General features: G+C 42.9%; 27 protein-coding genes and 1 other annotated feature. Of the genes, 26 read left to right on the plus strand and 1 reads right to left on the minus strand.

Features of this window, described 5'->3' with window-relative positions; translation table 11 throughout:
• Positions 1–204: 204 nt before the first annotated feature.
• Complete coding sequence (locus tag FEFB_RS03425) at positions 205–900, plus strand: adaptor protein MecA (protein WP_047974853.1); 696 nt, start codon at positions 205–207, stop codon at positions 898–900.
• Positions 901–1,079: 179 nt separating this feature from the next.
• Complete coding sequence (locus FEFB_RS03430) at positions 1,080–1,481, plus strand: rhodanese-like domain-containing protein (RefSeq protein ID WP_047974854.1); 402 nt, start codon at positions 1,080–1,082, stop codon at positions 1,479–1,481.
• Between the two features lie 37 nt (positions 1,482–1,518).
• Here the strand turns inward: FEFB_RS03430 and FEFB_RS03435 are convergent, their stop codons facing one another.
• Positions 1,519–1,704 (minus strand): DUF3042 family protein, encoded by a 186-nt coding sequence (locus tag FEFB_RS03435; protein ID WP_047974855.1) that lies wholly within the window; start codon positions 1,702–1,704, stop codon positions 1,519–1,521.
• An 85-nt stretch (positions 1,705–1,789) separates the two neighbouring features.
• Here FEFB_RS03435 and miaA point away from each other — a divergent pair, with 85 nt between their 5' ends.
• The 24 genes from miaA to trxB all read left to right on the plus strand — a co-directional run bounded on the left by miaA (position 1,790) and on the right by trxB (position 23,010).
• On the plus strand, positions 1,790–2,689 hold the full coding sequence (gene miaA / locus FEFB_RS03440) for a tRNA (adenosine(37)-N6)-dimethylallyltransferase MiaA (RefSeq protein WP_047974856.1): 900 nt from the start codon (positions 1,790–1,792) through the stop codon (positions 2,687–2,689).
• 13 nt (positions 2,690–2,702) lie between these two features.
• Positions 2,703–2,876, plus strand: a complete 174-nt coding sequence (locus tag FEFB_RS08875) for a hypothetical protein (protein ID WP_200898274.1) — start codon at positions 2,703–2,705, stop codon at positions 2,874–2,876.
• Between the two features lie 106 nt (positions 2,877–2,982).
• Positions 2,983–3,990, plus strand: a complete 1,008-nt coding sequence (locus FEFB_RS03445; RefSeq protein ID WP_047974857.1) for a rod shape-determining protein — start codon at positions 2,983–2,985, stop codon at positions 3,988–3,990.
• A gap of 87 nt (positions 3,991–4,077) precedes the next feature.
• Positions 4,078–4,932: a rod shape-determining protein MreC gene (gene mreC, locus FEFB_RS03450; RefSeq protein WP_047974858.1), complete on the plus strand. Its 855-nt coding sequence runs from the start codon at positions 4,078–4,080 to the stop codon at positions 4,930–4,932.
• 1 nt (position 4,933) lies between these two features.
• Positions 4,934–5,461 carry a rod shape-determining protein MreD gene (gene mreD, locus FEFB_RS03455; protein ID WP_047974859.1) on the plus strand — a complete coding sequence of 176 codons (528 nt, stop codon included), beginning with the start codon at positions 4,934–4,936 and terminating at the stop codon, positions 5,459–5,461.
• A gap of 39 nt (positions 5,462–5,500) precedes the next feature.
• Positions 5,501–5,733, plus strand: a binding site (T-box leader).
• 73 nt (positions 5,734–5,806) lie between these two features.
• A complete protein-coding gene (locus tag FEFB_RS03460) occupies positions 5,807–6,448 on the plus strand; it encodes an amino acid ABC transporter permease (RefSeq protein WP_047974860.1) in 642 nt (213 codons plus the stop codon).
• Positions 6,449–6,452: 4 nt separating this feature from the next.
• The gene (locus FEFB_RS03465) at positions 6,453–7,091 is read left to right on the plus strand and encodes an amino acid ABC transporter ATP-binding protein (RefSeq protein WP_047974861.1); all 639 of its coding nucleotides are present in this window, start codon (positions 6,453–6,455) and stop codon (positions 7,089–7,091) included.
• Complete coding sequence (locus FEFB_RS03470; RefSeq protein ID WP_047974862.1) at positions 7,091–7,933, plus strand: amino acid ABC transporter substrate-binding protein; 843 nt, start codon at positions 7,091–7,093, stop codon at positions 7,931–7,933. The genes FEFB_RS03465 and FEFB_RS03470 overlap by 1 nt, the downstream gene beginning before the upstream one ends.
• Before the next feature lie 65 nt (positions 7,934–7,998).
• The gene (gene yfmF / locus FEFB_RS03475; protein WP_047974863.1) at positions 7,999–9,312 is read left to right on the plus strand and encodes an EF-P 5-aminopentanol modification-associated protein YfmF; all 1,314 of its coding nucleotides are present in this window, start codon (positions 7,999–8,001) and stop codon (positions 9,310–9,312) included.
• Positions 9,299–10,567, plus strand: coding sequence for an EF-P 5-aminopentanol modification-associated protein YfmH (yfmH, locus tag FEFB_RS03480; protein ID WP_047974864.1), 1,269 nt, complete (start codon positions 9,299–9,301; stop codon positions 10,565–10,567). Before yfmF ends, yfmH begins: the two co-directional genes overlap by 14 nt.
• A gap of 8 nt (positions 10,568–10,575) precedes the next feature.
• Positions 10,576–11,445 (plus strand): RodZ family helix-turn-helix domain-containing protein, encoded by an 870-nt coding sequence (locus FEFB_RS03485; protein ID WP_047974865.1) that lies wholly within the window; start codon positions 10,576–10,578, stop codon positions 11,443–11,445.
• A gap of 7 nt (positions 11,446–11,452) precedes the next feature.
• Positions 11,453–12,031: a CDP-diacylglycerol--glycerol-3-phosphate 3-phosphatidyltransferase gene (gene pgsA, locus FEFB_RS03490; RefSeq protein ID WP_047974866.1), complete on the plus strand. Its 579-nt coding sequence runs from the start codon at positions 11,453–11,455 to the stop codon at positions 12,029–12,031.
• 128 nt (positions 12,032–12,159) lie between these two features.
• A complete protein-coding gene (recA, locus tag FEFB_RS03495) occupies positions 12,160–13,278 on the plus strand; it encodes a recombinase RecA (RefSeq protein ID WP_047974867.1) in 1,119 nt (372 codons plus the stop codon).
• Positions 13,279–13,456: 178 nt separating this feature from the next.
• Entirely contained in the window at positions 13,457–14,347 is an 891-nt protein-coding gene (locus FEFB_RS03500) for a phosphate ABC transporter substrate-binding protein PstS family protein (RefSeq protein ID WP_047974868.1), read from the plus strand.
• An 8-nt stretch (positions 14,348–14,355) separates the two neighbouring features.
• The gene (gene pstC / locus FEFB_RS03505) at positions 14,356–15,279 is read left to right on the plus strand and encodes a phosphate ABC transporter permease subunit PstC (RefSeq protein ID WP_047974869.1); all 924 of its coding nucleotides are present in this window, start codon (positions 14,356–14,358) and stop codon (positions 15,277–15,279) included.
• Entirely contained in the window at positions 15,279–16,163 is an 885-nt protein-coding gene (pstA, locus tag FEFB_RS03510) for a phosphate ABC transporter permease PstA (protein WP_047974870.1), read from the plus strand. The genes pstC and pstA overlap by 1 nt, the downstream gene beginning before the upstream one ends.
• A gap of 85 nt (positions 16,164–16,248) precedes the next feature.
• Positions 16,249–17,013, plus strand: coding sequence for a phosphate ABC transporter ATP-binding protein PstB (gene pstB, locus FEFB_RS03515; RefSeq protein WP_369795900.1), 765 nt, complete (start codon positions 16,249–16,251; stop codon positions 17,011–17,013).
• Entirely contained in the window at positions 17,010–17,777 is a 768-nt protein-coding gene (gene pstB, locus FEFB_RS03520) for a phosphate ABC transporter ATP-binding protein PstB (protein WP_047974872.1), read from the plus strand. Before pstB (FEFB_RS03515) ends, pstB (FEFB_RS03520) begins: the two co-directional genes overlap by 4 nt.
• Before the next feature lie 118 nt (positions 17,778–17,895).
• Entirely contained in the window at positions 17,896–18,570 is a 675-nt protein-coding gene (phoU, locus tag FEFB_RS03525; RefSeq protein WP_047974873.1) for a phosphate signaling complex protein PhoU, read from the plus strand.
• 113 nt (positions 18,571–18,683) lie between these two features.
• Positions 18,684–19,037, plus strand: a complete 354-nt coding sequence (locus FEFB_RS03530) for a phage holin family protein (protein WP_047974874.1) — start codon at positions 18,684–18,686, stop codon at positions 19,035–19,037.
• Between the two features lie 3 nt (positions 19,038–19,040).
• On the plus strand, positions 19,041–20,006 hold the full coding sequence (hprK, locus tag FEFB_RS03535; protein WP_047974875.1) for an HPr(Ser) kinase/phosphatase: 966 nt from the start codon (positions 19,041–19,043) through the stop codon (positions 20,004–20,006).
• On the plus strand, positions 19,999–21,009 hold the full coding sequence (locus FEFB_RS03540) for an NAD(P)H-dependent glycerol-3-phosphate dehydrogenase (protein ID WP_047974876.1): 1,011 nt from the start codon (positions 19,999–20,001) through the stop codon (positions 21,007–21,009). The genes hprK and FEFB_RS03540 overlap by 8 nt, the downstream gene beginning before the upstream one ends.
• A 69-nt stretch (positions 21,010–21,078) precedes the next feature.
• The gene (gene galU, locus FEFB_RS03545; protein WP_047974877.1) at positions 21,079–21,954 is read left to right on the plus strand and encodes a UTP--glucose-1-phosphate uridylyltransferase GalU; all 876 of its coding nucleotides are present in this window, start codon (positions 21,079–21,081) and stop codon (positions 21,952–21,954) included.
• A 114-nt stretch (positions 21,955–22,068) separates the two neighbouring features.
• Positions 22,069–23,010, plus strand: coding sequence for a thioredoxin-disulfide reductase (gene trxB / locus FEFB_RS03550; protein ID WP_047974878.1), 942 nt, complete (start codon positions 22,069–22,071; stop codon positions 23,008–23,010).
• The last annotated feature ends 34 nt before the right edge of the window (positions 23,011–23,044 follow it).

Raw genomic sequence — 23,044 nt, forward strand, 5'->3', positions numbered from 1 at the left:
AAGCTCTATAGCGCCGAAAGTAGTTGCCGGAACGCTGGCTGCGAGGATAGGACGATGCGATGCCGTACATATAACGACAACGGGGGAATTGATGTATATCAATCCCCCCGTTGTTTTTTATTTATATACAGTTTAAAATATAGTAAATAGTAACAGGATGCTTTGGTTTGGCATTGAAGTTAATCAAAGTTGAGGTGAATTCTTATGGAAATGGAACGAATTAACGATAACACTATTCGGGTCATGATTGAAAATGAGGACCTTCAAGACCGCGGGACTTCGGTTCGTGATTTGCTCAGCGATCGTAATAAAATTGAATCTTTCTTTTATAACATTTTATCTGAAATTGATACAGAAGAGGATTTTGTTGATAATGACAAAGTTTCTTTTCAAGTTTTGCCTAACCAAAATGGCTTGGAATTATTTATTTCCCGTCTTGATGATCAAGACGCTTTAAATGATTTGTTAGCAAACATTGTTGGTGAGCGTAGTGATGATGATAATGATGTCGTTAACCAAGAAGCAATTGACGATGTTTCATTTGAGCAAAAAATGGCTTTGATGGCGCACGATGATGAAAAAAATGCTGTAAAGAAGAGTGTTGATGGTCGTATTGATGTTGTTGAATTAGCAGATTTTGATTTGCTTTTGTCACTTTCAGACCGGTTGGAAACATTTACTGGCGATAATAGTGCCTACTTCTACAAGGGTCATTATTACTTAGTGTTGGATTCAACAAAGCTTTCGTTGACAGCTGCTGAATACAATACTTTGTCTGCGACGATTGTTGAGTTCGGACGTTATGCTAAGTTAAATGAGGCTGTTTTGTCAGAACATGGTAAGGTTTTGTTCGAAAATAAGGCAGTACAATCATTGAACCAACTGTTTTTAGCTGAATAAAATGACTGATGGAAAATCTGAAAAGATTTTCCATTTTTTATGTCTTAGTGTGAAATTGTTGGATGAATGAATTTTTGATTGGTCGTTAACAGTCAATCCTTTTTCTAAAATAGATTTTCTTCCTGCTCTGTTATCAGGTATAATAGCAGTATCATTATTTAGCATTGGAGTGCATTTTCATGAATATCTTGCTTGTTATCACCTGGGTCTTAGTTATTTGGTTTGTTTTTTATGTGGTTAGTGCCCTTGGCACGCGCATCATGGCTAAGAAACGGGGAACTGTCTTAAAGGCAGAAGACTTTATGGCACAGCAGGCAGAAAACCACGGTCAATTGGTTGATGTCCGTGACAAGGAGCCCTATAAGCGTAATCACTTAAGGGGAGCTCGAAATATGCCAGCATTGACTTTCTCACAAGGAAAGTCTGGTTTGCGCCAAGATATGCCGGTTTACTTGTACGGGGATACATTATCTGGTGCAAGCTCTGTTGCACGTCATCTTCGCAAGGAAGGGATGGCTAAGAGCCAAATTTTCTTAATGGCTGGTGGCTACCGTCAAGTGACGGAGCAAAAGAAGAGCTAAAAAAAAGAATCGCTTAGCGATTCTTTTTTAGTAACTATTAGAAGCGTGATTGATGAGCGGCAACTGATTTGCGAATTGCAGCACGGGAAACCTCTTCATAGTTTTCTTGTTCTTGTTCTTTTGGCTCTTGGACCAATTTCTTATAGCCAAAGCCGGCTGAAAGAACGGCTAGGGCTGAGCCAAGCACGCCTGTGGCCAAGCCAAATTTAAAATCTTTTTTCATCCGCAATCTCCTTTCCATCTTTTCTTAACATTATCGTTGAAATAAAAGACTTTGTAAATCCCTATTTGTAAAATGGAGGTAGAATATGGCAATCCCAGTAATTGTAATTGCAGGACCAACTGCTTCTGGTAAATCAGATTTGGCTATCCAGCTAGCTAAAAGGTATAACGGTAACATTATTTCGGCTGATTCTTTGCAGGTCTACCAGGGGTTAGATATTGGTACAGCCAAAACACCCATTCAAGAACGTGAAGGGATTCCTCATTATTTGCTTGATGTGGCAGATAAAACTGTTGATTTTTCGGTGGCTGATTTCCTCTCATTGGCAGATCAGGCAATTTTAGAAACGGTTAATTCAGGGCGAGTCCCAATTGTGGTTGGTGGGACCGGTTTTTACGTCAAAGCACTGCTGGGTTTTCAGCCATTGGATTTTGCCAAATCAGACGAAGACGAGGTTCGAGAAGATCAGAAAAAACCTTTAGAGGAACTGCAAGTCAAATTGAGGCAATTGGCTGACGAGAAATTATTGAATCGAGTTGATCTGCAAAATAAGGAGCGGGTCATTCGAGCAATTCAAATCGCCCGTCACGGGCAAGCTAATCGGCCTAAGCGTCCAGACTATACTGGACTCATTTTGGCCTTAGATTGGCCAAGAGGGCTCCTATATGAGCGCATCAATGGTCGTGTTCAGCTTATGATAGATCAGGGGCTTGAGAAAGAAGCCAAAGGCCTATATGACCAAGGCGGTTTGAATCTGCAGGCTGGTCGTGGCATCGGCTATGCTGAATTTTACCCTTTTTTTGAGGGACAACAGACACTCTTAGAAGTTGTAGCAACCATCCAACAAAATTCACGGCGCTATGCCAAACGACAATTAACCTATTGGCGTCATCAAATTCCGGGGTTACAATGGATTGATGGTCAAAACGCATGGACAATTGCTGATCAGAAAGTTGCTGATTTTTTGAAAGAATATAAGCAGTAAAAAGGAGTGGTAAATGGATTTTGCTCAGGCACTAAGCGATTTAAAAGATGGGAAAATTAATCATTTTGATGTTGATCCCGAAACTTTTCCTGCATTTCAGAAGGCCTGGTCTGCTTTTCCCTATCAAAACACAGTGAAGGGAATCGCTCAAAGAGCAGGAAAAGTGACATATATTCAGGCAAAATAGACTGTTGTAGTGATTAAAATATGCTACAATACTATTTAAGTAAACTATATTAAAAATGGCCGGACTCGGTTTTTTCGGGTGTCGACTTTAATTGAGAGGCAAAATCGTGGCATTATCATTTGGACAACATAACGTTGGTATTGACTTAGGAACGACAAATACTTATGTATACGTCGAAGGAAAGGGAATCGTTTTACGTGAACCTTCAGTTGTTGCACGTAACACTGAAACGCAAGAAGTGATTGCCGTTGGCTCTGAAGCCCGCGACATGCTCGGTCGTACGCCTGCAAGTATCGCAGCTATTCGGCCAATGCGTGATGGCGTTATTGCTGATTATGACACGACAGTTGCCATGATTTCTTATTATTTGAAGAAGGCTTTAGGAGGCCGCGTTGGTAAGCCATACGTGACACTTGGGGTACCTGCCCGTATTACGGCGGTTGAACGTCGTGCAGTGATTGATGCTGCCCGTGTCGCTGGTGCGCGTGATGCTTATGTCATCGAAGAACCATTTGCGGCTGCCATTGGTGCTGGTTTGCCAGTTATGGAACCAACTGGTTCAATGGTTGTTGACTTTGGTGGTGGAACCACAGATGTTGCAACGATTTCACTTGGTGGTATTGTTGCAGCTCGTTCAACTCGTTTTGCGGGCGACAAGCTCAACGAAGCAATTTCATCATTTGTCCGTAACAATAACAACTTGGCAATCGGTGAATCAACCGCTGAGCGTTTGAAGATTGAAGTTGGAAATGTTTCTTTGGAAGATGCCAAAATGATGGAACCAACGACGGCTCGTGGTCGTGACTTGCTGACCGGTTTGCCAAAGACTATTGAAGTTTCGGCCTATGACGTGGCAACGGCAATCCAAGACCCAATTAACGAAGTGGTTAACTCAATTCGTGAAACATTGGAGTCAACACAACCTGAAATTTCTGCCGATGTAATTGATCATGGAATGGTCTTGACTGGTGGCGGAGCACAATTGCGCGGTTTGTCAACTTTGATTGAAGGAATTACGAAGGTTCCCGTAATCGTGGCGGAAGATCCTTTGGATGCCGTCGTCAAGGGGGTTGGTGAATCATTGAAGTCTTTGGACGTTTTGCAACGAAACTAATAAGACAAGTTAGGTAAACTGCCAAAAAGCGTAGCGCTTGCGCTGCGTTTTTCTTTTCAAGGCAGTTGGTGTGAAAAGGATTATTCCATGCGTAAGTTATTTTCATCCAAAACGGCTGTGATTTTAATGGTCTCAGTCATGGTTATTGTTGGCTTGATTACCGGATCAAATTGGTGGGCCAATAAAACAAATACACCTCCTTTCTTTCAGCGAGCAATTAATGATATTACTGGTGGTATTTCACGCGTGATTGCTGTGCCAACGAATGCCATTGGGACACGGGCCAATTCAATTTCCAATTTGATGTCAACATTTGACGAAAATAAGAAATTAAAGGCTAAGTTAGACGGCTATGCGCAAAATCAGGTTAAGATGCAAACCTTGGAAGAGGAAAATAAGTCGTTGAAGAAGCAGCTTGGCTTGAAAGCGACGTTGACGGATTATGAAACAATTTCTGCCGTAACGATTGCTCGCTCGCCTACAACTTGGCAGTCACAGCTTGTGATCAATAAGGGTGCTAAATCAGGATTGAAGAAGGGCATGCCCGTCCTTGGTGATTCTGGCTTGATCGGTCGTATTTCAGAAGTGAATACGGTTAATTCGAAGGTGACGTTGATTTCTGATACGAGCGAGGATACAAACCGCTTTGCAATCACGGTTAAGGGTAGTCAAGGTGATGTTAACGGGATTATTACTGACTATGATGCAGATCAGAAATTGTTGATTATGGGTCAGGTCACTGAAAGTCAGACGATTAACCCTGGTGATACGGTTGTTACTTCAGGATTAGGTGGATCAATGCCGTCTGGTATTCTGATTGGTAAGGTGGCAAAGGTCACCACCGATGATTACGGTCTATCACGTAAGATTTATATTCAATCGAGCTCTGATTTGAGCAGTTTGAGTACCGTCTTAGTGGCCAGGACAGAGGTAGGGTCATAATATGGCAGGTTGGCAATTTATTCGATTTCGGATTGTGTATCCGCTGATTTTAATTCTTTTGTTTTTCATCGATGGAAATATTATGTCTTCGTTTGGTGTTTTTTTACTCCATTCGCCTTTTCATATTATTCCAACGCTCACGTTGATTTGGTTTTTCTACGCCATCCAATTTGAGGCGACAAGCTTCGTGCCTTATTATTTTTATGTAGTCGTGTTTGGCTTACTTTTTGATGTTTATTATACGGGCATTATTGGAACCTATACGGTTGCCTTTTTGGCTGCCACGATTTTGATGGATAAGCTACGTCCCTATTTTGATGAACGCTTAATGTCTGGGATGCTTTTGCTATTGGTGGGCTTATTGACCTATCTTGTTGTGACTTATTTTGCCGGTTCAATGATTAATATTGCTAATTTGTCACTTTTTTCTTTTATCATTCAAGATGTTTTTCCAACAGCGGCTTTGAACTTAGTGTTGGCGGCTTTAGGCTATTACCCAACTTGGTCTTTGTATCAAAGATTAATTTAAGCTTGCTTTTTTTACCGGGCCAGGGTTATAATGGCCTCAATTAAAACGTTGACTAGACGAGTAGCTAGCAAATTCTTTTCAGGAAGCTTACGGCAATTGAGAGTAAGCAGGAATTGTTGGTGAACCACACCTAGGAGTGTGCTATTGAACCTTGAGTAGGTAGCATCGGCTGTGCCCGTTATCGCACCGGTTGTTAGGAAACTAACACCACGAGGTTTCTTTAGTAATAAAGAAACAACGATGAGGTGGGACCGCGTCTATTCGCCCTCTAAGTGCTTAGCACTTAGGGGGCTTTTTTATTTCCCATCGTTTTAATAGTTTGACAGTGAAAGTGGGGAAATCCTGATGAAATATTTTTTTGAAGTACTACCAAGCATTGCCTCTGGCTTGCAAATGACCCTGGGGGTCTTCTTTATTACAATCATTGGCTCAATTCCGTTGGGGATTTTAGTATCTTTGGCAATGCGATCACCATACTTTAGTGTTCGTTGGTTGGTAAACGGCTATATTTGGTTGATGCGGGGAACGCCACTCTTATTGCAGTTGATTTTTATTTACTATGGCTTATCAATGGTTGGCATTTCCTTCTCACGGTTTGATGCCGCGGCCTTTGCCTTTATTATTAACTATGCCGCTTACCTGGCAGAAATTTTCCGTGGTGGCCTTCAAGCCATCCCACAGGGACAATTCGATGCCGCCCAGGTTTTGGGCTTGAATAAGGTGCAAACTTTTTTCAAGATTATCTTGCCACAAGTGATTAAAATTGTGGTGCCATCATTTGGAAATGAAGTTGTTAACTTGGTCAAGGATACGTCTTTGATTTATGTGATTGGATTGGGCGATATCTTGCGAGCCGGTTCGATTGCAGCCAGCCGAGACGTTTCATTGGTACCATACTTAATTGTTGGCTTGATGTACTTGGCCATGGTAGCAGTCGTTACGATTGTCCTACGCCGTAGCGAGAAGCGCTTGAGTGCTTGGAGGTAAGACTATGATTGCAATTAAAAATTTAACAAAAGCCTATGGCGATAATGTGATTTTTAAAGACTTATCACTGACGATGGCTGATGGTGAAATCCTAGTAGTTGTTGGGCCATCCGGTTCCGGTAAAACAACTTTCATTAAGACCTTAACCGGTTTAGAGGATGCTAGTGCTGGTGAGATTGATTTAAACGGCCAGGCTTACCAAGTTGGCGATTCTGCCTTGGCAGCAAAGATTGGACTGATTTTTCAGGACTTTAATTTATTCCCACATTTGACAGTCAAGAAGAATTTGACTTTGGCACCGATGACAGTCAAGAAAATGTCCGAGAAGGAAGCAAATCAGAAGGCTGACGAGTTGCTTTCAACTTTAGGATTGACGGACCAAGCTAACTTATATCCTTACCAGTTGTCTGGTGGTCAAAAGCAGCGAGTAGGCATTGCTCGGGCACTTGCGATGGATCCACAAATTATCGCTTATGATGAGCCAACCTCAGGTCTGGATGAAAAGACCACTGACCAGGTTAGCCAGGTGATGCTAGCCTTGAAGAAGGCTGGGGTTACTCAATTAGTCGTGACCCACGATTTGCCATTTGCCGATAAGGTGGCGGATACAGTCTTTGACTTTGAAAAGGAGGTCCAGCGCTAATGATTACGATGAAAAAGAAAATCATTGTTAATACGGCTGTGATTGTGGTCTTTCTGGCCGTGGTGGCTGGTTGTGTTGCCTTTCTTTCCAAACCTAAGTCAGATAATGATGCCAACACCAAAGACAATTGGACCAAGATTCAGCAGGAAAAAGTGATTACGATTGGTTTGGATGATACCTTCGTTCCAATGGGTTTCCGGGATTCTTCTGGAAAGTTGGAAGGATTTGATATCGATTTGGCTGATAAGGTCTTTTCTGATTTGGGCATCAAGGTTAATTGGCAACCAATTGATTGGTCCATGAAGGAAACTGAGTTAAATACCGGTAATATTGATGCTATTTGGAACGGCTATACCAAGACACCTGCTCGAGCAAAACAGGTTGCCTTTTCACAGGTTTACCACAAGGTAGCTCTTTCCGTTGTTGTTAAGAAGGGCCAGGGCATTAATAAGTTTTCTGATATGTCCGGTAAAGTCTTGGGCGTTCAAACCGGTTCTTCTGGTGAATCGTCATTGAACGATCAGCCCAAGGTTTTGAAGCAGTATATTAAGGGACAAAAGCCAGTTGAGTATGACACCTTTGACAAGGCCTTTACTGATTTAAACGCTAATCGGATTGATGGCCTATTGGTTGATGAGGATTACGCTCGTTATTACATTAACCACCAGGCTAACCCAGCGGATTATGAAATCTTAAAGGGGGACTTCCCAGAAACGGAAGATGTTGTTGGTTTCCGTAAGGGTGATATTGAACTCAAGGAAGCAGTTAACAAGGAATTGACGAAGTTAACTAAGAGCGGCTTTGTTTCAACTTTGGAAAATAAGTGGTTTGCACAAAATTAATTGAGAAAGTATTAAAAACGCCTACGGGCGTTTTTTCTTTGGCTAAAACCGAGTAAGATGGTTATATGATAAAAAAGACGATGGTGGCGCCTGGCGTCCAGCTGGCTTACCAGCCAACTAAGCAATTTAAAACAATCCATGTTAATGTGACCTTTGCGACGAAGGCTAAGAAGGCTATTGCGACCAAACGGGCGCTCTTGTCCTACTTGATGGCAGTCTCTTCGAAGGCGTTTCCAGACCAACGAACGGTTTCTTTGGCAATGATTGATGCCTTTGGGGCTAACTTTCAAACAAAGGTGGCAACGCTTGGCGATTTGGACCTTTTAACGGTTTCGATTCAATTTATCAAACCGGGTCTGTTACCAAATTCAAATCAGCTTTTGGAGCAAATTTTAAATTTTTTGCAAGCAATGCTCTTTGATTTTGATTGGGAAAGTGACCAAGCCCAAACAACGTTTAATCAGGAGCGACAGAACTTGAGGCAAGCGATTTTAAGTCGCCAGGATGATAAGGTGGCGTTTGCTTTGGACCAATCGCGTGAGTTAACCTTTGCCGATGCTGCTGTCCGGGAATCAATCTTAGGATCAATTGAGGAATTGGATCAACTGACTTTACAGGATGTTCAGAGGGCACAGCAAGAGCTGTTAGCCGAAGATCAAGTCGTGATTTCGGTTGTCGGGGACTTAGAGTTTGATCAATTGACAAGGCAGTTATCTGCTTGGCCTTGGGCTGATATTGGTCGCAAGGAAAAGAGTGCTGTTGACCAGAACTATTCAGCGCAGATTCCCCAGTTGTTAGCTGCCGGTCAAAGAAAGCTTGTAAAAAAGGTAGACTGGCAACAGGCAGTTTTGGTGCAAAATTTTCAGGTGAAGGGGCTGTCCCTACACGATAATGGTCCACGTTATTATGCAACTTTAGTGTTGAACACAATCTTTGGTGCTAGCCCAGCCAGTCTGCTTTTTACTGAGGTCCGAGAAAAAAATAGTTTAGCTTATAATATTTCGTCGCGCTTTCAGCCGGACTTAGCGATTTTGACCGTTGTGGCTGGTTTTGATTTTGACCAGGTTGATTTGGTTGAAGAACTGATTCAGGTTCAACTGAAGACATTGGCTGCAGGCCAGATTGCAGCAGAAATGCTTGAGAATGCCAAGCAAAGCTTGAAAAATGAGTACTTAATTCGCCAAGATTTCCAGACTTATCTGGCTGTTCGTCAGGCTGATCGTTTCTTGCGTCAGGCCAAAGAGGGTACTACTGATTTTCTATCCGCAATCGATCACGTATCAGTAGCGGATGTGCAGGATGTTGCCAAGGACTTAATCTTGCAAAGCCGCTTTGTTCTGGCACCTGGGGAAAAGGGGGAATCTTTTGGAAACAAATGATCATGAAGAACAGCCCTTCGTTTTTCAAACGAAAGAGGGCCTGACGGTTAATCTGATTAAAAAACCGGGTTATCACCAATTTTTGGCGGCCTTGACTGCTCGTTTTGGGTCGTTAACGACGGCGATGACGGTGAATGGTGAACAACAGGTTGCTATTCCTGCCGGCACTGCACACTTTCTAGAACATAAAATCTTTGATAAAAAAGATGGTGACGCTTTAATTCGCTTTACGGAGCTGGGAGCTGATGCCAATGCCTTTACTGGTCCAAACCAAACAACGTATTATTTTACTGCTACTAGCCAAATCCTAGAAAATTTGGCTTGGCTAATGAGCTTTGTCCAAGATCCTTATTTTACGAAAGAAAAAGTCGTTCGCGAGCGGGGGATTATTGAGGAAGAAATTAAGCTTTATCAGGATGATCCGGCTTGGCAATTGTACCAGGGAATTATCGGACTACTGTACCCAAAATCAGCGTTAAGCCAAGATATTGCAGGAACCAAGGACAGTCTGCAAGAAATTACTCCTGATTTGCTCTATCAAATTCATGCTGGCTTTTACCAGCCCCAAAACTTAGTGTTAACCGTTGTTGGCGACTTTGATATCAATGAATTAATCGCTTTTATTAAAGAGCAACAAGAACAAATCAGTAGTCAGACAGAAACTGTCTTGGTAGCAAAAGAAGATTTGGCAAAACAGGTGACCTTTGCAGCACAAAAGGAGCAAGGACTATCGCTAGAAAAAGGGGCCTATGGTCTTCGCTTACCAAGTCGCCTTGAGGATATTTCAGGAATTGAACGTGTTAAAGAAATCCTATTAGGCGAACTGGCCTTGGACTTAGTATTTGGTGATCAAACGGGGTGGTTCCAAGACGCTTATGAAAAAGGAATCTTCGGTGATGATTTTGATTATGAGTATAGTAATTTTGGCCCATACCAGTATTTAACTTTTTTTGCAGATGGTGAAAATCAAGATCAGGTTCAAGAATATTTGCTGAAAAGACTAGCAGAAGCACCCGCCAGTTTAGCTGAAAGTCAGACTGATTTTACCCGGTTGCAAAAAGCTTTGGCTGGGCAAACTTTGGCTAGCCAAAATCGCCCGGATCGCCTTGGTTTAGACGAGGATTTAGCCTTGTATGGGGTATCACTATTTGATAAAATGAACATAATAACACGTTTTTGCTTAGATGATGTTGTCCAGTGCGGCAAACGGCTTTTTGAAGGTGGTCGTTTGACTCGCTTAGTATTAGAAAAGTAAGAGAAAAAATGGCTGAATATTTAGCAAGTGAAGTTAGTCAACAGTTACGAGAAGCACGATTGGAAAAGGGTTATACAATCGACCAATTGGCCGAAATGACCAAAATCCAACCCCGTTTCTTACAAGCGATTGAAGATGGTGAACAGGATGTCTTACCTGGTCAGTTTTATGCTCGGGCATTTGCTAAGCAATTTGCTGAAGCTGTCGGTTTAAACCCTGATGACCTTTTTGATGAAGTTCAATTTGACCCACAGGTGACTAGTGATTTATCTCATGCACACCGTGATGAAGACGGTGTCGTTCGAGCAGGGGTTAATAATTCAGAGGCCTTTAAGTCACGTTTTCGTGGTTTTATCCCAAGAATTTGGATAGCAATTATCGTTGTTGCCATTTTGCTGGTTGCTTGGTTTGTGGTAACACGGGCAAGTTCAGGCTCTTATTCATCTAACGGTGGCAACCAAGTTGAGGTTGCATCGTCATCGGTACCACAGTCATCATCGTCATCAGTGGTTTCCTCTTCAAGTGCTAACGGTGGTATTAACCTCGGAACTGCAACCACGAACACGGCTCAGTTGACAACCACCTATACTGTTAGCGGACAATTGGCCAATACGCATACCATTGTTGCTAAGGGCCAAAATGGCGGTTCGATGTTTAAGGTAACTGATGGAACCGGTAAGGTCTTATACAACGCTTGGTTGAACCAAGCTGATGAAAAGAGCGTTGAAATTCCAGCCAATACGGCGATTGTGAATATTCAAGTTTCGCAGGTTAGCCACGTTAACTTAACGATTAACAACCAACATATTGATTTACCAAACTTGCCAACGAACCCAGCTCCAACGACTTGGAACGTTGTCTTGAATTTGAATAAGTGAGAACAAAATGAACCTACCAAATAAACTAACGGTCTTTCGAATCATCTTGATTCCAGTTTTCATGCTCCTTTTGATTTTTTCAAAAGGCTCAGCAGTTGTGAATACTGATTTAGACTTGACCTTTTCATGGGTCCTGGCAGCCATTGTCTTTGCCGTTGCTTGTATTACTGATTTCTTAGATGGGCAAATTGCTCGTCGAAAGCACTTAGTAACCAACTTCGGTAAATTCTTTGATCCATTAGCTGATAAGCTGTTGGTTATGACTGCTTTGATTTACCTGACCGCCTTTCACCAAGTTTCAGCTTGGGTTACAGCAGTCATTGTTATCCGGGAGCTAGCAGTAACTGGTTTGCGAACTCTGGTTGTTGAAAACAATGGAGCAGTCATGGCTGCTGCCTGGCCAGGTAAGATTAAAACATTTTCCCAAATGTTTGCCATTTTCTTCCTCTACTTAAAGGATTGGCCATTTGCAATTGTGAATTTTCCAATCGGTCAAGTCCTCTTGTATATTGCCGTTTTCTTTACAATTTATTCAGGAATCGAATATTTCTGGAAAAGCCGCTCGGTTTTTGCAGACGGACTATAAGCGCTTTAAGCGCTTTTTTCGTCCAATTAAATAAGGTCAAAAATGATGCGAACAAATGTTCGCAAAAGCCCTTGCATTTTGTTGAAAAAGTCCGTACACTGTTGATAGACATTTAAGGAGTATCAAGCATGGTTGCAAAAAAGACAAGCGATGATAACAAGAAGGACGGCCGTCAGGCTGCCTTAAATGAAGCTTTAAAGAAAATTGAAAAAAACTTTGGAAAGGGTTCAATTATGACGTTGGGCGATAACGCCTTGACGCAGGTTGAAACTTCGCCATCAGGGTCTGTTAAATTGGACGTGGCTCTGGGCGTCGGAGGATATCCAAAGGGACGGATTATTGAAGTTTACGGGCCTGAATCATCAGGTAAGACGACGATTGCCCTGCATGCAGTAGCTGAAATTCAAAAAAATGGTGGCACGGCTGCCTATATAGATGCCGAAAACGCTTTGGACGTGAAGTATGCTGAAGCTTTAGGTGTTAAAAAAGATGAATTGCTGCTGTCACAGCCGGATACTGGTGAACAGGGATTGGAAATTGCTGATGCCTTGGTTCAATCTGGTGCCGTTGACATGGTTGTAGTGGATTCCGTGGCTGCCTTGGTTCCTCGTGTGGAAATTGAAGGTGAAATGGGGGATGCTCACGTTGGTTTGCAGGCGCGGTTGATGTCTCAAGCTTTACGGAAGTTAGCTGGAACCTTGAACCGAACGGGAACGATTGCAATTTTTATTAATCAAATTCGTGAAAAGGTTGGCGTGATGTTTGGTAATCCCGAGACAACGCCTGGTGGTCGTGCCTTGAAGTTTTACTCGACCATTCGATTGGAAGTCCGTCGATCAACTCAAATTAAAGATGGTTCTGATGTGACTGGTAACTTGACCAAGGTCAAGGTTGTGAAGAACAAGGTTGCGCCACCCTTTAAGGTTGCCGAAGTTGATATCATGTATGGAAAGGGAATTTCACAAACTGGCGAAATTCTTGACTTGGCCGTTGACCAAGACATCATTGATAAGGCCGGTGCATGGTATGCCTATAATGGGGAACGAATTGGTCAAGGTCGCGAGAAGGCCAAGGAATATTTGGATGATCCTGAGCACGCTGCTTTGAAGGAAGATATCTATACACAAGTGCGAAATGCTTATGGTATTGGCGATGAGCCAGCCGTTGATGCCGGTCCTGACGAAAGTGATAGCAAAAGTGCAGAAAATCACGATAATGACGGGCTTACTGACGAACCTATTATTTAGAAATAGTAATAATAAATTAATATTAAAAAGCGTTATAAAACGCTTTTTTTTTGTTATAATGTGTTTGTTCTTAACTGAAGTGAATGATTCATTTTCACACAAATTATTCGGATTAGTTTGGAATAGATACTTGTTGTTGTAGGATAATCTTTTGCACCCAGTTGGGAGAAGAGGAATCATGCAAAGATCGCATCGCGGGTCATGGATAGTGGCCTCTGTCGTCGTTGTACTTGCTATTATCTTGGGAATTGCCTATCAAAACCGAGACAAGCAAGCCAACACCGCACCCATTACTGCAGTTGGTTCAACTGCACTGCAACCTTTGGTTGAAGCTGCCGGGGAGGACTATCAACGTTCTCACCCTGGTGTCTCCATTACCGTTCAAGGTGGTGGAAGTGGTACGGGTCTGTCACAAATAGCGCAAGGAGCTGTTTCCCTTGGAAACTCAGATCTCTACGCTGAAGAAAAGAAGGGGATTGATACAAAGAATTTAGTTGATCATCGAGTCGCAGTCGTTGGAATTGCGCCAATCATTAATAAGCAAGCCGGTGTCAAAAATTTGACACTAGCACAGTTAACCGATATCTTTACCGGTAAAATTAAAAATTGGAGTGAACTGGGCGGAAAAGACATGCCAATCGTGCTAGTTAACCGTGCCGCCGGTTCCGGAACTCGGGCTGCTTTTGAAAAGTGGGCTATGGGTGGCAAAAAGAGTGCTCCTGCACAAGAACAAGATTCATCAGGAATGGTCTTGTCAATTGTTAAAAGCACTCCGGGAGCTATCTCTTACGTTGCCTTTGCTTATAAGTCAAATGATGTTGTTCGGGCAAACATTAATGGTGTCGCACCTACCGATGCCAATGTTGAAGATGGGGCTTACCCTATCTGGTCATATGAACACATTTACACGAACGGCAAGCCAACAGGTGAAGTTGCTAAGTTCTTGGATTTCTTTAATTCAGATCGTGTACAGAAAACGTACGTGCCAAAGTTGGGTTACATCTCAAACTCAAATATGAAGATTGAGCGTGACCTGCATGGTAACATTACCGCTAAGCAGAAGGGGTAAGGCAGACAATGGATCTTATTACCGAAAAAATTAAAAAAACTTCGTTGTCAACCAAGCAAGACCGATTTGGAAAGTTTATCTCGGCTCTTGCCTTAATTCTAATCACTGCGGTGGTTGTCTTAATTTTCGGCTTTGTTATCACTCGGGGGTTAGCCACCTTTACGACCAATAAAGTTTCAGTTAGTAAGTTTCTCTTTGGAACGAATTGGAATCCGAGTGTTGTTGACCCTAAGACTGGTCAGCCAGGAATTGGCGCATTACCGCTCATTACTGGTTCTCTTGCGGTAACCGTTTTGGCTGCCATTATTGCTACGCCATTCGCAATTGGAACAGCAGTCTTTATGACTGAAATTGCTAAGAAACGTGGTTCTCGTATTATGCAACCAGTCATCGAATTGTTGGTTGGAATTCCTTCCGTTGTTTATGGTGTTATTGGTTTGGCCGTTGTGGTTCCAGCTGTTCGTTCAATTTTTGGCGGAACCGGTCTTGGAATTTTGTCAGGAACAATTGTTTTGTTCGTCATGATTTTACCAACCATTACTTCTATGACTGTCGATGCCTTAAAGGGCGTTCCTCGCTATTACCGTGAATCAGCCTTGGCAATTGGAGCCACACGTTGGCAGATGATTTATAAGGTGATTTTGCGGGCAGCAACACCAGGAATCTTGACAGCCATTGTCTTTGGAATGGCTCGTGCCTTCGGTGAAGCTTTGGCTGTTCAAATGGTTATCGGAAATGCGGCCAAGATGCCAGGTTCTCTGGTTTCACCAGCAGCAACCTTGACCTCCGTTTTGACGATGGGAATTGGAAACACGGTCATGGGTACGTTGCAAAACAACGTCTTGTGGTCATTAGCAATGATCTTACTTCTAATGTCTCTCGTCTTTAACCTCTTGATTCGCTGGATTGGTCGAAAAGGAGAACTGAAGTAATGAAAGCAAAAACTACTGATAAAATTGCTACAGCCGTGATTTACGGAATCGCTGGTTCAGTAGCGTTGGTGCTGGCAGCAATGCTAGCCTTTATCTTGGTTCGAGGATTGCCTCATTTATCATGGCACTTCTTGACTGCACAAGCTCGGTCATTTGAAGCTGGTGGTGGAATTGGCATTCAGTTGTTCAATTCTTTCTATCTCTTGATTTTGGCTATGCTGATTTCATTCCCAATCGCTCTTGGAGCGGCTATTTACTTGAATGAATATGCCAAGCCAACGGTTTGGACGTCAATGGTTCGTACAGCAATCGAAGTGATGTCATCATTGCCTTCTGTTGTTGTTGGGTTGTTTGGATTCTTGATTTTCGTTGTGAAGTTGAAGCTTGGTTTCTCCATTATTTCTGGGGCCATTGCATTGACATTCTTTAACTTGCCAATCTTGACCCGTTCAATCGAAACATCATTGAGCCAAATTCCAAACCTGCAACGTGAAGCTGGAGCGGCTTTGGGTCTTTCACGATTTGAAACAGTCATTCATATCATCTTGCCAGCAGCGGTACCATCCATTGTGACAGGAGTTGTGATTTCTGCGGGACGTGTCTTCGGTGAAGCTGCTGCATTGATCTTTACAGCTGGTCAATCGGCACCTTCATTGGACTTTGGTGACTGGAACCCATTTAACTTGGCATCACCATTGTCACCTTTCCGACCAGCCGAAACTTTGGCCGTGCACATTTGGAAGATTAATTCGGAAGGAATTATGCCGGATTTATCACTTGTGTCAGCGGGAGCATCAGCGGTTTTGATTATCGTGGTATTGCTCTTTAACTTTAGTGCACGTCGCTTGGGAACACTTCTCTATAAGAAGTTGACAAAATCGTGAGGTTAGCATGACAGATAAGAGTCAAGAATTAAAGCCAGTATCAGATTTTATTCCTGAAAAGGCACCGGAACGCTATATCATTCCAATGGAGGATGATAAGCATGAAATTGCCCTTTCAACTGAAAACTTGCAAGTGAGTTATGGCGATAACCTTTCCCTAAGTGAAGGGGATTTGCGTTTTGAACGCTACAAGATTACCTCTTTGATTGGAGCATCTGGGTCAGGTAAGTCAACGTTTTTGCGGTCATTGAACCGGATGAACGATGGTGTTGCCAATGTTACCGGCCATATTTGGTACCGTGGATTGGACATCAACTCAAAGGATATTGATGTCTATGAAATGCGTCGCCACATTGGAATGGTTTTCCAACGGCCAAACCCATTTGCTAAGTCAATTTATGACAACATTACCTTTCCCTTGACTCGCCGCGGTAAGTATACCAAGGCACAGCTCGATGAGATTGTGGAAACAACGTTAAAGCAAGCTGCTTTGTGGGACCAGGTTAAAGATGAGTTGAACAAATCAGCGCTTTCATTGTCAGGGGGCCAAGCCCAGCGATTGGTGATTGCCCGTGCCTTGGCCTTAAAGCCTGATATCTTGCTGCTTGATGAACCATCATCAGCCTTGGATCCAATTTCTTCTGCTAAGTTTGAAGATACTTTGCTGGAGCTGAAGAAAAACTATACGATTATTATCGTGACGCACAATATGCAGCAAGCAGCCCGGATTTCTGACTACACGGCCTTTATGCACCAAGGTAAGGTAATTGAATACGATTTGACTCGTAAGATCTTTACCCGTCCTAAGGTGCAATTGACCAACGATTATATTTCAGGTAATTTTGGATGACAAAACAAAGCGAAACAATCTTACAAACTCGTAACGTCAAGCTCTGGTATGGAGACAAGGAAGCCTTACATGGCATTGATTTGGATTTTGCCAACAAGGGCATTACTGCCTTGATTGGCCCATCTGGATCGTGTAAGACAACTTACTTGCGAGCCTTAAACCGGATGCATGATTTGGAAGAAAATGTCACTGTGACGGGTTCTTTCAACCTTCTTGGGAAGGATATTTATGCGCCAACAACGGATACCGTTGATTTGCGTAAGCGCGTTGGAATGGTTTTCCAACAGCCAAATCCATTTCCATTCTCCATCTACGACAACGTTGCCTTTGGCCTGCGTTTAGCTGGAGTGAAGGATAAGAAGACTTTGGACCAAGCAGTAGAGGAGTCATTAAAGGCAGCCTCTATCTGGGACGAAGTGAAGGATGAATTGAATAAATCAGCTCTTGGTCTTTCTGGTGGACAACAACAGCGTGTTTCAATTGCCCGTGTTTTAGCTACAAAGCCGGACGTATTGTTGCTCGATGAACCAACATCAGCTTTGGATCCCGTTTCTTCTCACAACATCGAAGAAACTCTGCTGTCACTCCGTGACCAATATGCCATGATTATTGTGACCCATTCCTTATCACAAGCTTCACGAATTTCTGATAAGACGGCTTTCTTCCTTAGTGGAAACTTGGTCGAATTTGGGGACACTCGTAAGATTTTCTTGGAGCCCGAGAAAAAGGAAACTGCCGATTATATTTCTGGTCGCTTTGGATAAAAAGTGACTGGATGATTGGTTAGTGAAGCCCATCGTTCAGGCTGTTCAAAAAATATCTTTGCTTTTAAAATGCCCTACTGTTATTAGAGAAAAACAGGTTACATGAAAGGAATTTGTCATGCGTCGATTATTTGATGAAGAATTAGCTGATTTGGATACTTCTTTTACGGAAATGGGTGAACAGGTTGCCAAGACCATTCAGGAATCTGTTCAGTCCTTTATTAAGCACGATCGCGATGGTGCCCACAAGATTATTGATCATGATTATAAGATTAATGAACGGGAAGCCGCTTTGGAAAAGAAGTCATTTGAAATGATTGCTTTGTACCAACCGGTGACAACTGATTTGCGTGAAATCGTGACGATTTTGAAGGCCGTTTCTGTTTTGGAACGAATGGGTGACCAGGCACGAAACATTGCTACGTCAACCATCCGTGTTAAGGGAACGAAGCACATGAAGGCTGTTGAAAAGCAGTTGGGTGAAATGGGTGAATTGGTTGCCTCAATGGTTTCAGAAGTCATGGGTTACTACGTGAAGAACGATGCCCTGGGTGCTGAAAACATCGCGACCAAGAACCACCAGTTGTCGAATGCAGCCGCTCAGATTCGAACTGATTCCGTCAATGGAATGAAGGAAGATTCTGAATTGGTTGATTCAGCAGCTGACTACTTAGTGATTGCCGGTTACATCAAGCGTATTGGTGACTATACAACCGACATCGCTGAATGGATTGTTTATAAGCGTACGGGTAAGATTATTGAATTGAACCCAGGCTATAACTACTTTATCTAATTTGAGAGAAATCTAATTTGATAGAGCAAAAGGGACCCTTTGGGTTCCTTTTTTTGTGGTAGGAAACTTTGTTATAATAGGAGGTAGGAAATAAATTTACTAAAGGAGGGCCTATGCGTTTTATCATGCAAGCGGCGATTAATATGGCTGTCTTTCTGGCCTGTGCGTTACTGTTTCCAAACGGTTTTGTTTTAGCGAACATGATGACCGCTTTGGTGGCAGCAGTGCTGCTCGCCTTATTGAATCGTTTGATCAAGCCCATCTTGGTCTTTGTTTCACTACCATTAGTCATCATCTCGTTAGGATTCTTTTTATTAATTATTAATACAGCGCTGCTAGAATTAACAGCACATATCATTCATGGTTTTGCCTTTGCCTCTTTTGGCTGGGCAATGCTGGTCGCAATATTGTTGACCGTGGCTAATTTCTTATTCATGGGTCAAACGAAGATTTCGGTGCGGAGGTAAAAAATGGCGCAAGCAACCGTAACAGTTAAAGACTTAGTTGATAACACTCGCTTAACAATTGTAGCTGGTCACGATTATTTAAATCGAGTGATTACTACTGCAGATATTTCTAGGCCAGGCTTGGAGATGACGGGGTACTTTACATATTATGCTCCTGAACGGGTGCAGTTGTTGGGAATCACGGAAACTTCTTTTTCAGACCGAATGAGCCATGACGAGTTATTGATGGTTTATCGGAAAATGGCTTCCAAGCAAACACCAGCCTTTGTGGTTTCAACGAACTTGCCAATTGCTGATGAATTGAAGCAAGCAGCAGAAGAGGCTCAGATTCCCATTTTAAACACTCGTTTGACTTCATCACAAATCTTGTCGAACATGACCTACTACCTTGGGGGTGAGTTAGCACCACGGCAGTCTGTCCATGGCGTTTTGATTGATGTGCACGGATTAGGAGTCTTAATTACCGGTGATGCTGGAATTGGCAAGACCGAATCCGCTCTGGAACTAATTCAACAGGGTAAAGCGCGTTTGGTTGCTGATGACCGTGTTGATATTCACCAAGAAGATGAGCAACGCTTGATTGGGCAACCATCGGAAGTTTTGCGTAACTTGATGGAAGTTCGTGGTGTTGGCATTATTGATGTTCAGCAGGTTTACGGTGCTGTTTCTGTCCGTTCTCATGCTTCAATTATGCTTAATATTCACCTATCAAATGGTAAAATTGGCGAAGAAAATTTTGATCGTTTGGGAAATGAGGATGATACCCTTGATATTCTCGGAGTCAAAATTAAGAAGATGGTTGTACCGGTGACACCAGGACGAAATACTGCCTCCGTTATTGATGCAGCGGCCGTTAAGTTCCGGACACAAAACATGGGCTATGATGCCTTAGAAACACTTGAGAAGCGGATGAGTGCCGCAATGCAAGTTAATGAAAAAGAAGATGAAGAGGCAAAAAAGCATGACTAAAGTCGCTGTTTTAGGGGCTGGCTCCTGGGGAACCGCCCTTGCCAATACAATGGCGAAAAACAACGTAGTTGTTAATATCTGGTCACACCGTGAAGACCAGGTTGATGAAATTAATGAGCACCACCAAAATGACCATTATTTACCTGGCGCAACTTTGTCAGAGAACTTATTAGCGGTTGCTGATATGCAGGTTGCTGTAGCGGATGCCGATGTTGTTTTAATGGTGGTACCAACGAAGGCAATTCGTTCCGTTGGAACCCAACTAGCAGAGGTTTTGCAAAATTTGGATCAACAAGTGATTTTGGCTCATGCCACGAAGGGGTTGGAACAGGGAACGCACTTACGGATTTCTCAAATGATTGAAGAGGCCGTGCCCAGCCAAAATTATTCATCCTTAGTCGTTATTTCTGGTCCATCACATGCTGAAGATGTGATTAAGGGTGATTTGACTGCAGTTTCTATTGGCGGCACTGACGAAGCCGCTACGATTGTTTTGCAGGAAGCGTTGGCTAGTGAAAACTTCCGACCATATACCAACCATGATTTATTGGGATCAGAGTTAGGTGGGGCGCTAAAGAATATTATTGCTTTGGGTTCTGGAATGCTCGTTGGTTTAGGCTACGGCGTCAATGCCCAGGCAGCCCTCCTGACACGTGGCTTGGTCGAAATGCGTGCGGTAGGTCAAAAAATGGGGGCTCGGCCCGAGACCTTCTTAGGACTAGCCGGCATTGGTGATTTAATTGTGACTGGTATGTCGTCAAACTCACGTAATTACCGTGCTGGTTTTGCCATGGGGCAGGGTCAGTCGTTAAATCAGGTCCAAGAAGAGATGGGCATGGTAATTGAAGGGGTGAATACCGTGAAGGCAGTTTATGAATACCAGCAGGCTCATCAGCTTGACTTACCCATTACAACTGCTTTGTATCAGGTCTTGTATGAAGGGGCTCAGATTGAAGAGCAAATTAAATTACTAATGACTCGCCCATTAAAAGCTGAAGATTGACCATATATTTGTTATAATAACAATAGAATACTTCGACGCCTTTGGCGTCATTAATGAAAGTAGGAAAGTATGAAACCTGTACGTAAAGCCATTATCCCGGCCGCTGGTTTGGGAACTCGTTTCTTGCCAGCCACAAAGGCCTTGGCTAAGGAAATGCTACCAATTGTTGACACACCAACGATTGAATATATCGTTCGTGAAGCCATTGCTTCTGGAATCGAAGACATTGTTGTTGTCGATGGAAAGTCAAAGCGTTCAATCGAAGACCACTTTGATTCAAACCCAGAATTGGAAAACAACTTGCGCGAAAAGAACAAGTTGGAATTGTTGAAGCTTGTCGAAGAGACGACTGATATCAACATGTACTTCATTCGCCAGTCACATCCAAAGGGCTTGGGTGATGCCATCTTAACAGCCAAGGATTTCATTGGTGACGAACCATTCGTTGTGCTCTTGGGTGACGACTTAATGCAAGATGAAGTGCCATTGACAAAGCAATTGATTGAACGTTATCACGAAACTGGTGAATCAACTTTGGCAGTTTTGGAAGTTCCTCATGATCAAGTATCTGAATACGGTGTGATTGATCCTGCCGCTAAGGTGAAAGAAGATGGTTTGTATCGGGTTAAGTCATTCGTTGAAAAGCCTCAGCCTGAAGACGCCCCTTCTGATTTGGCAATCATTGGTCGTTACTTATTAACACCTGAGATTTTCGAAGAATTGGAACAAACAAAGCCTGGTAAAGGTGGCGAAATTCAATTGACGGATGCCATTGATTCATTAAATAATCGTCAACACGTTTATGCCCATGAATTCAAGGGTGACCGTTATGATATTGGTTCTAAGATTGGTTTCTTGGAAACCAATATTGAATTTGGTTTGAAGCATCCACAAACAAAGGATCAGCTCCGCGCTTATATTAAAGAGCTTGCAGCTAAATTGTAAAATTCAGCAAAAACAAAAGAGGTGGTATACCTCTTTTTTGTTGGTTAAAATTAGACAAAAGAACAAATTCAAGGTACAATAGACGTCATAATAAAAAAGGAGGTTCCGTTTATCATGACAGAAGTCAAGCAATATGATGTTATCATCATTGGTGCTGGCCCAGCCGGAATGACGGCCGCTACTTATGCCTCACGGGCGGACTTAAAGACTGTAATGCTTGACCAGGGGATTTATGGTGGGCAGATGAATAATACTGCCGAAGTTGAAAATTATCCTGGTTATAATAGCATTATGGGTCCTGATTTGGCCGAAAAAATGTATGCTTCGTCAACGCAGTTTGGCGCTGAATACTCATTTGGCATGATTACTGGTGTGGAAGTTTTAGATAAAAATGAAAAATTGGTCCACACTGATATGGGTGATTTTCAAGCACCGGCTTTGATTATTGCGACTGGATCTGAACATATCCACTTGGGTGTTGACGGTGAGGAAGAATACCAAGGCAAGGGTGTCTCATACTGTGCTGTCTGCGATGGTGCCTTCTTTAAGGGTGAAAGCGTTGCGGTTGTCGGTGGTGGCGATTCCGCTGTCGAGGAAGGGCTGTACTTAGCTGATGTGGTTAAGGACGTTACGGTTTATGTTCGCGATAACAAGCTAAAGGCCCAGCCAATCTTGCAGCAGCGCGCAAAGAAGCAGGAAAACATGCACTTTGTCTGGAATACTGAAGTCACCGCTATTGAAGGTGATGGCGAGGCTGTTTCACAGTTGAAGCTGCATAACAACCAAACTGGTGAGGATCAGGTTGTTGATCAAAGTGGAATCTTCATCTATGTTGGTCTCAAGCCAAATACTCAGGTATTTGAAAATTTGGGAATTACTGATGACCGTGGCTGGATTAAGACGGATGACAAGATGGCAACCGCTGTTCCAGGTATCTTTGCTGCTGGAGACGTTCGTGCTAAGAACTTGCGTCAAATCACGACTGCTGTTGGCGATGGTGGTTTGGCTGGTCAAGAAGCCTATCAGTACGTTGCTGAATTAAAGTCAGAAGCATAAATAATAAATAAAATGATGACAAGAAGTCTGTTAC

It is taken from the genome of Fructobacillus sp. EFB-N1, assembly GCF_001038455.1.
Classification (GTDB): Bacteria; Bacillota; Bacilli; order Lactobacillales; family Lactobacillaceae; genus Fructobacillus; species Fructobacillus cardui.

What these genes read in the sequence shown, in the direction of transcription:
- FEFB_RS03425 (WP_047974853.1), top strand. Translation starts at nt 205, where the DNA reads ATGGAAATGGAACGAATTAACGATAACACTATTCGGGTCATGATTGAA.
- FEFB_RS03430 (WP_047974854.1), top strand. Translation starts at nt 1,080, where the DNA reads ATGAATATCTTGCTTGTTATCACCTGGGTCTTAGTTATTTGGTTTGTT.
- FEFB_RS03435 (WP_047974855.1), bottom strand. Translation starts at nt 1,704, where the DNA reads ATGAAAAAAGATTTTAAATTTGGCTTGGCCACAGGCGTGCTTGGCTCA.
- miaA (WP_047974856.1), top strand. Translation starts at nt 1,790, where the DNA reads ATGGCAATCCCAGTAATTGTAATTGCAGGACCAACTGCTTCTGGTAAA.
- FEFB_RS08875 (WP_200898274.1), top strand. Translation starts at nt 2,703, where the DNA reads ATGGATTTTGCTCAGGCACTAAGCGATTTAAAAGATGGGAAAATTAAT.
- mreC (WP_047974858.1), top strand. Translation starts at nt 4,078, where the DNA reads ATGCGTAAGTTATTTTCATCCAAAACGGCTGTGATTTTAATGGTCTCA.
- mreD (WP_047974859.1), top strand. Translation starts at nt 4,934, where the DNA reads ATGGCAGGTTGGCAATTTATTCGATTTCGGATTGTGTATCCGCTGATT.
- FEFB_RS03460 (WP_047974860.1), top strand. Translation starts at nt 5,807, where the DNA reads ATGAAATATTTTTTTGAAGTACTACCAAGCATTGCCTCTGGCTTGCAA.
- FEFB_RS03465 (WP_047974861.1), top strand. Translation starts at nt 6,453, where the DNA reads ATGATTGCAATTAAAAATTTAACAAAAGCCTATGGCGATAATGTGATT.
- FEFB_RS03470 (WP_047974862.1), top strand. Translation starts at nt 7,091, where the DNA reads ATGATTACGATGAAAAAGAAAATCATTGTTAATACGGCTGTGATTGTG.
- yfmF (WP_047974863.1), top strand. Translation starts at nt 7,999, where the DNA reads ATGATAAAAAAGACGATGGTGGCGCCTGGCGTCCAGCTGGCTTACCAG.
- FEFB_RS03485 (WP_047974865.1), top strand. Translation starts at nt 10,576, where the DNA reads ATGGCTGAATATTTAGCAAGTGAAGTTAGTCAACAGTTACGAGAAGCA.
- pgsA (WP_047974866.1), top strand. Translation starts at nt 11,453, where the DNA reads ATGAACCTACCAAATAAACTAACGGTCTTTCGAATCATCTTGATTCCA.
- recA (WP_047974867.1), top strand. Translation starts at nt 12,160, where the DNA reads ATGGTTGCAAAAAAGACAAGCGATGATAACAAGAAGGACGGCCGTCAG.
- FEFB_RS03500 (WP_047974868.1), top strand. Translation starts at nt 13,457, where the DNA reads ATGCAAAGATCGCATCGCGGGTCATGGATAGTGGCCTCTGTCGTCGTT.
- pstC (WP_047974869.1), top strand. Translation starts at nt 14,356, where the DNA reads ATGGATCTTATTACCGAAAAAATTAAAAAAACTTCGTTGTCAACCAAG.
- pstA (WP_047974870.1), top strand. Translation starts at nt 15,279, where the DNA reads ATGAAAGCAAAAACTACTGATAAAATTGCTACAGCCGTGATTTACGGA.
- pstB (WP_369795900.1), top strand. Translation starts at nt 16,249, where the DNA reads ATGGAGGATGATAAGCATGAAATTGCCCTTTCAACTGAAAACTTGCAA.
- pstB (WP_047974872.1), top strand. Translation starts at nt 17,010, where the DNA reads ATGACAAAACAAAGCGAAACAATCTTACAAACTCGTAACGTCAAGCTC.
- phoU (WP_047974873.1), top strand. Translation starts at nt 17,896, where the DNA reads ATGCGTCGATTATTTGATGAAGAATTAGCTGATTTGGATACTTCTTTT.
- FEFB_RS03530 (WP_047974874.1), top strand. Translation starts at nt 18,684, where the DNA reads ATGCGTTTTATCATGCAAGCGGCGATTAATATGGCTGTCTTTCTGGCC.
- hprK (WP_047974875.1), top strand. Translation starts at nt 19,041, where the DNA reads ATGGCGCAAGCAACCGTAACAGTTAAAGACTTAGTTGATAACACTCGC.
- FEFB_RS03540 (WP_047974876.1), top strand. Translation starts at nt 19,999, where the DNA reads ATGACTAAAGTCGCTGTTTTAGGGGCTGGCTCCTGGGGAACCGCCCTT.
- galU (WP_047974877.1), top strand. Translation starts at nt 21,079, where the DNA reads ATGAAACCTGTACGTAAAGCCATTATCCCGGCCGCTGGTTTGGGAACT.
- trxB (WP_047974878.1), top strand. Translation starts at nt 22,069, where the DNA reads ATGACAGAAGTCAAGCAATATGATGTTATCATCATTGGTGCTGGCCCA.